This is a genomic window from Pseudoalteromonas sp. HF66, from assembly GCF_011806445.1.
In the GTDB taxonomy this organism is placed as follows: domain Bacteria; phylum Pseudomonadota; class Gammaproteobacteria; order Enterobacterales; family Alteromonadaceae; genus Pseudoalteromonas; species Pseudoalteromonas apostichopi.
On sequence record NZ_JAATOU010000001.1, the window covers coordinates 474466 to 486162 of the forward strand.

10 protein-coding genes are annotated in these 11697 nt (G+C 40.3%); 3 read left to right on the forward strand and 7 right to left on the reverse strand.

The annotated features are described in order from the left end of the window. Positions 1 to 41: 41 nt before the first annotated feature. The 7 genes from HCZ11_RS01975 to HCZ11_RS02005 all read right to left on the reverse strand — a co-directional run bounded on the left by HCZ11_RS01975 (position 42) and on the right by HCZ11_RS02005 (position 7260). Entirely contained in the window at positions 42 to 2240 is a 2199-nt protein-coding gene (locus HCZ11_RS01975) for a DUF3300 domain-containing protein (RefSeq protein WP_167657490.1), read from the reverse strand. 99 nt (positions 2241 to 2339) lie between these two features. Beyond that, positions 2340 to 3176: a patatin family protein gene (locus HCZ11_RS01980; protein WP_167657491.1), complete on the reverse strand. Its 837-nt coding sequence runs from the start codon at positions 3174 to 3176 to the stop codon at positions 2340 to 2342. An 86-nt stretch (positions 3177 to 3262) separates the two neighbouring features. Then, a complete protein-coding gene (locus HCZ11_RS01985) occupies positions 3263 to 3715 on the reverse strand; it encodes an NfeD family protein (RefSeq protein ID WP_130052754.1) in 453 nt (150 codons plus the stop codon). Between the two features lie 8 nt (positions 3716 to 3723). Then, entirely contained in the window at positions 3724 to 4677 is a 954-nt protein-coding gene (locus tag HCZ11_RS01990) for a slipin family protein (protein ID WP_130052753.1), read from the reverse strand. Between the two features lie 132 nt (positions 4678 to 4809). Further along, positions 4810 to 5715 carry a GGDEF domain-containing protein gene (locus HCZ11_RS01995; protein WP_167657492.1) on the reverse strand — a complete coding sequence of 302 codons (906 nt, stop codon included), beginning with the start codon at positions 5713 to 5715 and terminating at the stop codon, positions 4810 to 4812. Positions 5716 to 6181: 466 nt separating this feature from the next. Then, complete coding sequence (locus HCZ11_RS02000; protein ID WP_130052751.1) at positions 6182 to 6931, reverse strand: class II aldolase/adducin family protein; 750 nt, start codon at positions 6929 to 6931, stop codon at positions 6182 to 6184. An 8-nt stretch (positions 6932 to 6939) separates the two neighbouring features. Continuing rightward, complete coding sequence (locus HCZ11_RS02005; protein WP_130052750.1) at positions 6940 to 7260, reverse strand: DUF962 domain-containing protein; 321 nt, start codon at positions 7258 to 7260, stop codon at positions 6940 to 6942. Positions 7261 to 7357: 97 nt separating this feature from the next. Here HCZ11_RS02005 and HCZ11_RS02010 point away from each other — a divergent pair, with 97 nt between their 5' ends. The 3 genes from HCZ11_RS02010 to HCZ11_RS02020 all read left to right on the forward strand — a co-directional run bounded on the left by HCZ11_RS02010 (position 7358) and on the right by HCZ11_RS02020 (position 11638). Then, positions 7358 to 8323: an AraC family transcriptional regulator gene (locus HCZ11_RS02010; RefSeq protein WP_167657493.1), complete on the forward strand. Its 966-nt coding sequence runs from the start codon at positions 7358 to 7360 to the stop codon at positions 8321 to 8323. Between the two features lie 227 nt (positions 8324 to 8550). Continuing rightward, on the forward strand, positions 8551 to 10485 hold the full coding sequence (locus tag HCZ11_RS02015; RefSeq protein ID WP_130052748.1) for a methyl-accepting chemotaxis protein: 1935 nt from the start codon (positions 8551 to 8553) through the stop codon (positions 10483 to 10485). A gap of 259 nt (positions 10486 to 10744) precedes the next feature. Further along, a complete protein-coding gene (locus HCZ11_RS02020) occupies positions 10745 to 11638 on the forward strand; it encodes a cation diffusion facilitator family transporter (protein WP_130052747.1) in 894 nt (297 codons plus the stop codon). The last annotated feature ends 59 nt before the right edge of the window (positions 11639 to 11697 follow it).

Sequence of the window (11697 nt, forward strand, 5' to 3'; positions counted from 1 at the left end):
GCCAGTATTTACACTGGCCTTGTTTTGTACCTACTTTTACATTAATGGCCTCGGTTAGGCAATTGTCTAGGCATTTGTCTTTGTGTATTGCGGCGCATTTGTTGGCGCTGCATACCTTGCTGACGTGCTCTATTTGCTTGATTTAATTGCTGCATACGATTTTGCTGTCTGTTTTGCGTATGCTGGCGTTGCTGCAATGTTTGCCTCGCTTTACTTTTATCTATGCTTTGTAATTTATTTTGCACTTGTTGGTGGTCAATGTTTTGTGACCGATCTTTGATTTGTTGCTGTTTATCTCTGGGTAATGTTTGCCATTTACCCTCTACACGTTGTTGCCATTTATCAGCATCATGTTTGAGCACGTTACCCTTTTGATCAGCGAAAACATTATTTGCCTTATCGCGTTGGCTAATAGCAGTTTTTAAATCGCGTTTAACCTGCTGTTTTGAGGCAAGACGAGATTTACTTTGATCGCGCTTATAAATATTAAGTCTTGGCTGTTTATTAAGATGCCCCGGTTTATGGCCGACATTAATTTTGTTGCCTATATTGATGTTGCCATTATTAATAATAACTGGGCCACGGTAACCACCACCATACCAGCCATTACAACAATGATAAGGTCGATAATGGGTTGGCCAACCTACATTCCAATTCATACCTAGATTTAAAAAACCATTGCTCCAACTTAAGCCAAAAGACCAGCCTGTCCAGTTGTTATAGCCAATATTAAAGCCCCAAGTCGGTGGGCGAGGGTAGTAGTAGCCACCGCCCCAGTATGGCGGGTAATACCAACCTGTTCCATACACTGGCACGCCATAATAAGGGTATGACCACATGTAACCTGGGTAATAACCGACGTAAACTACTTCAGGGGTTGACTCGTAAATATCAACATATGTCACGTTGTATACAGGAGAACTTGGAGGAATTTTTGCTATGTCGTCTTTTGGAATGCTATCAGCAACAAGCCAAGGCCCTTGTGCGGAGTCTGCCTTAAACCACACCGCATTATCGACAGCATAATATTTGCCTTTAATTTGCAGCACTTGTGCATCGGTATTAATGGCATAAGAAACCTGCGTGCCTGGGATCCGTTCAAACTTAGGCTTGCCATCATAATACACAGTCAAACTGGTGTCTTTACGGCTGATAGCCGCTGTTTGAGGCACTTTAGCATCTAATACAGCCTCGTCAGCTTCTTCAGTACCAGCAACCGAAACTCTGAGGCCACCTAAATCTGATTCAGGTGGAATATTGGCAAAGCTCTCTGGTAACTCATCACCACGTACAAATGTCCATGGGCCTGTTTGCTGTTTAGAGCGATACCAGCGCCCAGATAACAATACGTACATATTGTTAGTTTGCATATCACGCAGCCATGGGGTTTCTGTATTAAACACATACATGAGCTCGCCACCGGTTAGGCTTTTCCATTTAGCTGCGCCATCTGTTGCAATAAGCTCTGTGGGTTTAGTGGCTACAACAATGGCTGGTGGTGCACTTAGATCTGAGCTTTCGGTATCTTTAGGGAGCATTTTTATAAGTTCAGCCGGTGGCGACTGAGTATATTCATAAGGCCCTTTGGCTTGTTTTGCCTGATACCAAAATTGCCCATCGGTGAGATAACAAAGTTTGCTTTTGCTATCCTTAATCACTGTCATGGCGGTGTTTAAAGCGCGCTCATATTGGCTGTTTTCAATTTTACTAAACTTAGGTTCACCATCAAAACTAAGTAAAACTGACAACTGCTCTTTGAAAATAATCGCCGGAGGATCGGTTTTTAATTGCGTTAAACTTTGTTCTGCTGCTTCTGCACTTTCCAGGCTGGCGGTGAGTTGCGAAAGAGAGGTTTCGAATTGACTGGCTTTTATTGCTTCATTAACGACAGCAGTAAACTGTTGTTCTCCAGCATCTTTTGATTCAGGCCAGCGTACATCGGTGACATTCATATTGCGAACGGTGACGGTATCATTTTCGCGGTCAGTATCTAATTTAGCGGTAAACCAAAATACGCCAAACACAGCGTCATTGCCTGAAACCGAAAATGACATTGCTGCACGGGCTTTTAAAGTATTACCGTTTAGTTTCTCGGGTTGTGGTTGATAAACTATAAGTGTGCCTTGTGATGTTTGCACTTGTTGCGGCCACTCAATAGCTTGGCTATAAAATGAAAATAAGCAGCAAAAAGAGAGTATTAAAACCCTGAGGGCAGTAATAAAAGGCAGGAGGAGTTTCATGGTCAATCCTTGGCTAACATAACTATTTAAAGTATAGCCAATGACATCGAAAACGCTTGAAGATTGTTCCTTTTTTAGTGTATTAGTCTATATAGGGTATTAGGCAACTTGAGTTAAAAAATGTGCACCCGCATTTAAGCCCATTTCATAACCCGCACTGAGTTTTTCAAATGATTTTGTTGTTCGACCAACAGCAAAGTTAGGTGGCGGTGCAATAATATTAATTTTACAATCGCTTGGCGGGTTGGTAATAAAATCAATACTTTGATTGTAATTTTCTGCGCGTCTGAGGGTTGCTTCAGCTAATGCTGGGGTTCTCTTATAAAGACGCTTTACAAGCCAAGGCGCTTTAGCTGGCTTTTTCTTATAGCCAAGAGGTTGAGATAAAATAACGGTGATTTCTTTATTACCCATCTCGTATGCTTTGCGAATTGGAATAGAATCAGCGACGCCGCCATCAGTGAGTTGTAAATTGTCGATAATGGGAAATTCTCGATAAGCAATAGGGAGAGCACATGAGGCTTTTAATTGCTCTTCAAGATGAGCTGCACTAGCTTTTAAGTACTCTGCTTGTCCAGTTTGTATATTGGTTGTAACAATGTAAAACTCACTGGCTTGCTTTTTGAAGGTGTCGAGATCAAGGCGAATATCACGGATGGTTTCTTGCCACAGCCAGTCTAAATCAAACAGGTGGCCACCTTTAATAAAACGAACAAAATCAATAAATTCAGGTCGGCAAGAGTAATCGGTAATCACCGCATGGTTACGTTTGTATTGGGCGCACAAATAGGCGGCAATGTTTGTGGCTCCGGCAGAAACACCATAGCATTGATTAAAAGGTTGGTAATTGGCTTCAATAAAGGCATCCAATACGCCAGTGGCAAAAATACCACGCATTGCGCCACCTTCTACAACCAGTGCCTTGTTATTGTTCATTTTCGCAACCTTGCTTGTAACCGTGAGTGCTTCTAACCATAGCAAACACGGTTACAAAACTAAATAGAGTTTTGACTCTAACTAAGTTATACCGCTTCTACCCAAAGTACGCCAACTTGTTTGTCGGTCACTTTTACAGTACTACCCGCAGCAATGGGAGACTGACTTTTTAATTGCCATGTAATACCCGAATACTGATGCGTAGTTAACCCTTTATCATCAACATCAGCGTTCACGATAAAGGTAAGCTCAGCAAAATCGCTATGTATTGGCTTAGTATCGGTTTTATCTTGCATGCGTTTGAGTGGTTTCCAAAGCACTACAGCAAAGCCTAGAGTAAACACTATATTGCTCCAAAGCGCGGTGGTGTAACTCGTATCAAGTAAGCCTATATTCATTAATAAGCCACTGGCAAATAAAGATAAGCCTAAAAACAGTAGTACATAGGTACTCATACCCAGTACAGCAACTTCAACAATTAGCGCGATAACACCTATAATCATTAATGCTTCGGCTAAATGAGTATCTAAAAATGCCATCAGCTCACCTAACTTTGTTGCTTTTTATTCAAAGAGTTAATAATAGACATCCCTTGAGCAACCAATGAGCTTGCATCAGTACCACTTTCAGGAAGTAATACCACAGATGACTCACGAGCAATCGCTTCTTTAGCAGCAATAGCTTTAGTTGCTAAGTCGAGTTGAATTGCTTTTTGACCTTGCTCTGTATCCGCTGCTTCACCTACTTTACGCAGTGCATCTGCTTGCGCTTCAGCAACTGCGATAATCGCTTTTGCTTCACCTTCGGCGCGTAAAATTTGCTCTGCTTTTTCAGCTTCGGCAGCAAGGACTTGGGCTTGCTTTTTACCTTCTGCCACGTTGATAGCAGATTGACGATCACCTTCAGACTCTAAAATCTGCGCACGTTTTACACGCTCTGCTTTCATTTGTGCTTCCATGGCTTCCATTACAGAGTTTGGTGGCACAATGTCTTTAATTTCGTAACGTAAAACCTGAATTCCCCAAGGCTCAGAAGCTTGGTTAATCGCGGTAACTATGTTGGTGTTTAACATGTCGCGCTCTTCAAAGGTTTTATCGAGTTCCATTTTACCAAGTTCAGAACGCATCGTCGTTTGCGATAGCTGAGTAACCGCAAACACATAGTCATCAACACCATATGTGGCTTTATACGGGTCAAGCACGCGGAAATACAGCACACCGTCGACGATAAGCGAGATATTATCTTTCGTGATAGCAGACTGAGAAGGCACATCTTGCGCTTGTTCTTTTAAACTGCGATCAGCGGCAATACGGTCGATAAATGGCACAATAAAGTTTAAGCCCGCTTCTTTGGTTGAATGGTATTTACCGAAACGTTCGATTAACCAGGCACGATTTTGCGGCACAAATTTAACGCTACTTTTTAGTAGCACTAAAACAAAAATTAGAAGAAAGACTTCTACATTTAACAAAAGGTCTAAAATGCTAGAAATGGGATCCATGTACTTTCCTTAATACAGTTAATATTATTTTGCCACTCAGATTACCACCACAAAGCAAAGCAGGCTAATGATTTGTAATCGGTACTGGTTTTAGAGTTGCCTCATTTTGTTGAGTACAAACCTACGGCTCGTTTAATCGGTAAGTGTATGTTTTATCATATACATATGCTGATCAGCTTGCGCCACAATTTCATCGGCTGTTTCTTGTGTGCCTAAAAACATGGTGACGCCAACACTGGCAGAGCCTTTGTAGTTAATATCTTGATGAATAAATTTAATTTCGATAGCGGTTTGTAGTTTATCAGCAACGCGATGGGCGTTGTGTTTGGCTGTTTGCTCATCACGACCTAGGCCTTCAAGTAAGACTATAAATTCGTCGCCACCAATGCGGGCTAAACAGTCTTTCTCGCGCACAGCGGCTTTCATTCTATTGGCAATTTCAACAAGATAAGCGTCGCCTGTATTGTGGCCATATTGGTCGTTTAATTTTTTGAATTTATTGAGGTCAATAAATATCACAGCACCATAACTTTGGTCGCGCTTACTCATTTCTAACGCAAGTGATAAGCGAATATAAAAATAGCGGCGATTTAAAAGTTCAGTTAAGGGATCGGTAGAGGCAGCATAGAGGAGTTGTTGTTCATGGTATTTTCGTTCAGTAATGTCAGTTGCAATGCCTAAAATGCCAATTACTTTGTTTGGCTCTGAGTCACAAAAAATAGGGGTTTTTACTTCCCAAAAAATAAACGTGTGCCCACCTGGAAAAGTCAACTCAACTTCTTCTCGTGTTCGCTCTCCGCTGAGTACTCGTTTATCTATTTTTGCGAGTTTTTTGGCATCTGGGCGAGGGAAAAAGTCGGTATCGGTTTTATATTGTAATTCTTGAGCAGAACATGCAAATAAGTCTAGAGTCAGTTTATTTGCATAAACGTAATGTCCGAGTTCATTTTTTATATAAACGTATGCGGGTACGTTATCGAGTGCAAACTTTAACTCAGCAATATGCACAGGTAATTTAGTTGTATTAAATTCGGCCATAATATGTCCCTATATAACAAGCCATAAATTGATAGTGGACGAAAAAATCTTAATAAACAAGACTAACCACAAAGATAAAATTACAACTAATGATTTAGGTATGATTTTGAAAAGTAATTAAAAAAATAATAATGAAGATGGTTGATGAACTTTGTAATTAAGTTTGGTTAGCTTTTTTTAGTATCATTATTTTTTTAACTATTGTAGTGGTCACTTTTGGCTTTTGTACAGATGTTAGTAAGGCTGTTTTTGTATGCTGAGCGCTAAATAAATTACAAACATTGATAAACCGCTCCAGAATTGCCATGGCAGCATTATTGATTATTGTGCTAGCAATTAAAGTAGCGAGGGTGTCATTATGTAAACCAGCCTCCACTTAAAAGTTCATTTGTTTTTTGTCATATAAGCATGATTTTGGCAAAAGCAGCCCTATTATAGCCATGCTATTAATGTGTAGGGTGTTTCCTTACTCATCGTAACCGGGGCTTTTGCTATTTAATAAGCGTAACAAGGCAGGCCAAGCAATTGCTCCACCCAGTCCCTTAGTGGCAATTTCTGTTTGCCCTTTGATACCATCAATAATCGCGCTAGGTACTTGTACTAGTTGCTCGGTATTTTGTGAAGTACGAGTTTGTACAGCGCATGCAGCTTCAAAAACATACATAAACAAAAATGCATCAGCGACCGTTTTACCTACTGTTAATAGGCCATGATTACGTAGCATTAGAAAGTTATTCGTGCCTAGGTCATTCACTAAACGGTCTTGCTCAGCAGGGTTAAGGGCTATGCCTTCGTAGTCGTGATAACCCAAACCTGAGTGCACAACAACAGCTTGCTGAGAGATAGGCAATAAGCCGTCTTTGTTTGCAGACACCGCCGTGCCATTGAGTGAGTGGGTGTGAATAACGCAATGCGCATCATCACGCGCCATATGAATACAGCTATGGATATTAAACCCCGCAGGATTAACAGGGTATTCACTGTCATGCAGCTTATTACATTGCTGATCTACCTTGATGAGACTTGATGCCGTAATTTCGTGAAACATCATGCCATATGGATTTATCAAAAATTCGTTGTCTGTGCCGGGAACACGCATTGAAATATGGGTAAAAATTAAATCATCCCAGCCATATAAAGCAACTAGGCGATACGCGGCAGCTAGCTCAACACGAGCTTTCCATTCTTGCTCTGATACTGTGTGTTTTATAGTCATGGTTTTTTCTAAAATGGTACTTTGCGAACAATAATGTCTTTAAACATTACCCAATCACCAATAAAGCTATAAAAAGGGTGCGTAAACGTTGCTGGACGATTTTTCTCAAAGAAGAAATGACCAACCCAAGCAAAGCCATAGCCCACCACCGGGCATAAAATTATCCAGCTATATTGCTGCTGATAAATAGCGGCAAACAAAATTGCCAAAACAAACCAACTGCCAATGAAATGTAAGCGCCGACAGACTTTATTTTTGTGTTCTTGTAAGTAATAAGGGTAAAACTCTTTAAAACTCGCGAACTCGCGTTTACTTGCTACGGTGCCCATATTGCTGTCTCCGTTGATAATAACATGTTAACAATAGGCTTTTATTATTTTGTTTACTTGATAATATAGGTCATTAAATTGTTTATTTGGGACGCGAATGAGAACCTTATCAAGTTGGTGGCTACGCGCTATGGCTGAATCGTTTAAATGGCAGGGCTTACCAATCAATGAGTTGTTTGCAGGAGCAAATATTCCTTTAGCAGAATTAAGCAGTCAAACAGCCCGATACCCACAAGCCAGTGTTAGTTCGCTTTGGAAGCAGGCGCAAGCGATGTTACCAAACACTCATTTAGGTCTTTATGTTGGCAGTAACATGAATGTGCGCGCTATTCCGGTGGTTGGTATGGCTATTGTTCAAGCAACACAGTTACTGAGTGCTTTTCGGCTTATATTGCGTTATCAAAAATTAATGGGCGACACACATAATGTGTCACTCATTGATCATGGAAGTGAGTATGAACTTCGCTTTAACTTTAGTGATGGTGAGCGCGATATGTCGCTGCTAAGCTACGAAGCACCGATGGCGTTTTGTTTAAAAATAGCGCGTACTGTAAAGGGAAAAGAGTGGCACCCAACGCGAATTTGCCTAAAGCGTAAAGCGCCACACAGTGAAATTAATGAGCACTTTAACTGCAAAGTTGAATACGGCTCGCATACCCATAGCCTATTTTTTAGTGAAGAAACCGATAGTAAACCTGTGTTATCAGGTCAGATGAAACTGGTGACGCAAACCAATGTAACGCAGGTGCTGAGAATTTTACTCGAGGAGCATTTAATTCAAGGGCAAACCAACAGTAAAGCAATGGCAAAAGCACTTAATATGAGTGAAAAAACGTTGCAACGCCGACTTGCAAAAGAGGGCACAAGTTTTAGTAAAGAACTAGCAAGTTTAAGGCAGCAAAAAAGTGTTTCATTATTAAACGAAACTGATCTGTCAGTAACAGAAATTGCCTTTTTATGTGGCTATTCAGAGATTAGTGCATTTCATCATGCCTTTAATCGCTGGTATGGTATGTCGCCAAAAGTGTACAAGCAAAAAATGGCAATAATAGCTGAATCATAGTTAGTGCTACTTTGATCTAGTTGATGCCTGTCAGGTATTACTTTAATTATTAAATCGGTACAAATTGGTGTTTGTTCCGATAATATTTGAGTTTGATAACTATTTACCAAAAAACAATAATAAAAGCTTAACTAGCAATTGCTTAACACGAATTTGTTAACTAAAATTTCAAATAGGACGCAAGGATGATCTGAAACTAAACCCCCCATTAAGTATGAGGCTGCTGAATGCGAAACTTATCGCTGCGTACTATTTTTATTAGTTTTGTGTTAATTGCATTGTTTGTTGTCACTGTGGTTAGCGCTTTAATCAATACCAGCCAATTTTCTCGGCTTTATTACCAACAAACAGAAAAGCAATTATTGCCTGACGCTGTGGGTAAAGTGGCTGCGGAAGTTGATGCTCAAATGCGTTACCCCATCTCTGTGTCACAGTCGTTAGCCGAAAATCAAATTTTGCATACTTGGATGACCGAAGGCGAAAAAAGCTCGCCTATTCATCAACGTGTAATGGCGTATTTTGCAGACTTACAAAGAAAAAGCGGTGCCTCATCGGTGTTTTGGGTGAGTAAAAACTCAATGAGTTATTACACGCAAGAAGGCTTTTTTAAGTCTATCTCTAAAAATGAACCAAGAGACAGTTGGTTTTTTGACTTTATCAGTTCAGATAAACGCCAAGCGCTCGCATTAGATGTTAGTGAGCAGGGCGGACACCTCACTTTATACGTGAATACTTTAGTTGAAATAGCTGGGCAACGCCTAGGTGTTGCAGGGCTTGGTTATGATATTTCAGATATTTCTAGCATTGTTACGTCGCGTAAAATTGGCGAGCAAGGTTATTTATTTTTAATTGATGATAGCAAGCGAATTATTGCACACGCAAATGATGCTTATATTGGTAAACAAGTTACCAGTGTGGCTTCATTAAGCACATTACAAGATTTTCTGAGTAGTAAACACACTGGCTTTACACTATCGCAAGTCGAGCTCGCAGACGAAGATGTTTACGCTGGTGTTATGCCGATTGAAGGTACTGGCCTTACTCTTGTGGCGATTCAGCCACGCCAAGAGATATCAAGTGCAATTAATACTGTCGTTTGGATGTCGATTATTGTGAGTGTCGTGCTTGCGGGCATCTTCTTAGTGCTGACGCTTTATTTTGCGAATTGGCTCAGTAAGAAAATACGCAGTGTTGGTGACGAGCTACTTGGTATGGCGGGCCACGGTGGTGACTTAACAAAACGCTTAGATGACAGTGTTGATAATGAGTTAGGGCATCTTGCTAAGGGCTTTAATGCAATTATAGGTAAAGTAGCCGAGTTGGTAGATGAAATCAGTGTCACTGAGCAAGCAATGCGAGAGGGTATTGACGACCTTGCGAACTTTGCCAATAAAACGTTTGTTGCCACTGAAGATCAACGCGCGCAAACAGACCAAGTTGCCACTGCTATTACACAGATGGGACAAACAATTAATGAGGTGTCTGATATTGCTCATCGCACAGCAAGCGACACAGAAGAAGCGGTAAGAGAAACCGTACAAACCAATCAGAGTATGGCTGCCACAGCACAAACTATGAATGAACTAAATGATATTTTGAGTACGGTTGATCAAAGTATCGGTGAATTTGCAAATCAAGCTGCAGAGATCAACTCGGTTGTTGAAGTGATCAATGCGATTTCTGAGCAAACTAATTTATTGGCACTCAATGCTGCAATTGAAGCCGCTCGTGCTGGCGAGCAAGGCCGTGGTTTTGCGGTGGTAGCAGATGAAGTGCGCTCACTTGCGCAGCGCACGCAAACATCAACTTCTGAAATTAGAGAGCAAATTTCGCGCTTACAAAGCTCGTCATTGCAATCACAAGAAGCGATTGCTGAGGGCACGCAAAGTAGCCAAAAAGTCACTGAACTTACGCATGTTGCGGTGTCTGCACTTCAGTCTATACAGCAGAAGTTTGAAATTATCAGTCAAGGTAATCATCAGGTTGCTGCAGCCACAGAAGAGCAAGGTACGGTTGTTGAACATATTAATCAGTCAGCACATGATATTTCAGACAGTGCCATGCAAATCCATAATAATGCAGAACAGCAACAACGCGGTACGCAAAGTTTATTGTCCCGTGCCCAGCACCTTAAAGACTTAGTAAGTCAGTTTAAAGTTTAATTGACCGCTCTTTAAATCAGCCTCGATTAAAAGACGTTAACAACATGTGTTGTTAACGTCTTACTGTTTTTTAGCTTACAAGTGAGTTTTTAGTTTACTTGTTAACTGCTAATTCCTTTCTTTTTACTAACAAATTGCGCAAAAAACTTTCATAGAGAGACTATTAACTAAGTTTTTAGTGCGTTTAAGAGCGCTGCGTATTACAATTGAGACTTTATATCATTACCGCATTTCCAGCTAATAGGTATTTCACTTCTTCATGACAGATATTACAACACACCAAGCATCTAGACGCCGCTTGTTGATTGCTTTAGCTATAACGTGTTCGTTTATGGTTATACAGATTATTGGCGCCTATTATTCAAATTCGCTTGCTGTACTTGCTGATGCTGGGCATTTGTTTGTTCATAACAGTTCTTTATTTATTGCACTTATCGCTTCAAGCATGGCGATTTATTTTGCGAAAAACTTTAACGATGGCTACCAGCGGGCTGAACTTACCGGCGGTTTGATCAATGGTATTTTATATTTAAGTATTAGCTTAATTATTTTGTATGAGGGTGGTGAACGTTACCTTCATCATAACGATGGTCACGATTTACAAATTAATAGTTATTTGATGTCGGTAATTTCTGCTATCGGTTTTCTTTTTCATGGTGCTGCTGCATGGGTTTTATATAAGGGACGTAAAGCTAGTATCAATGTATATGCCGTCTTTTTGCACTCATTTTTTGATTTAATTTCAACTGTTTCAACCTTCTTTGCTGGTATTTTAATTTATCTTACTGGGTGGGCTGAAGTCGATATTATATCGAGTATGTTGATTGCGACCTTTGTGTTGTTTACAGGGGCTAAAGTAATTATTCGTTGCATTCAAGGTTTACTTGAAAACAGAAGTAAATTACCAGATGTGGCTGATATTGAGCAAAGCATAGCCTCTATTGAGCACGTTCAGAATGTACACAATGTAACTGTAATGCGCCAAGATAAAGACATCGTTGTTGGGGCTCATGTCGTGCTAAAACAGCATTGTACCGTTGAAAAGCACGATGAAGCGTGTCGCTTAAAAGTAGAAAAGCTATTACTTTCACGCTTTAAAATCAAAAAAAGTGTGCTGCAAATAGAAAGCCATGAGTGCCATTATGTTAATTAAAGTGGCAAAAAGTTTAATTTTCTTTTAATTTAAAGGTATCACTATGAAGTTAGGATACC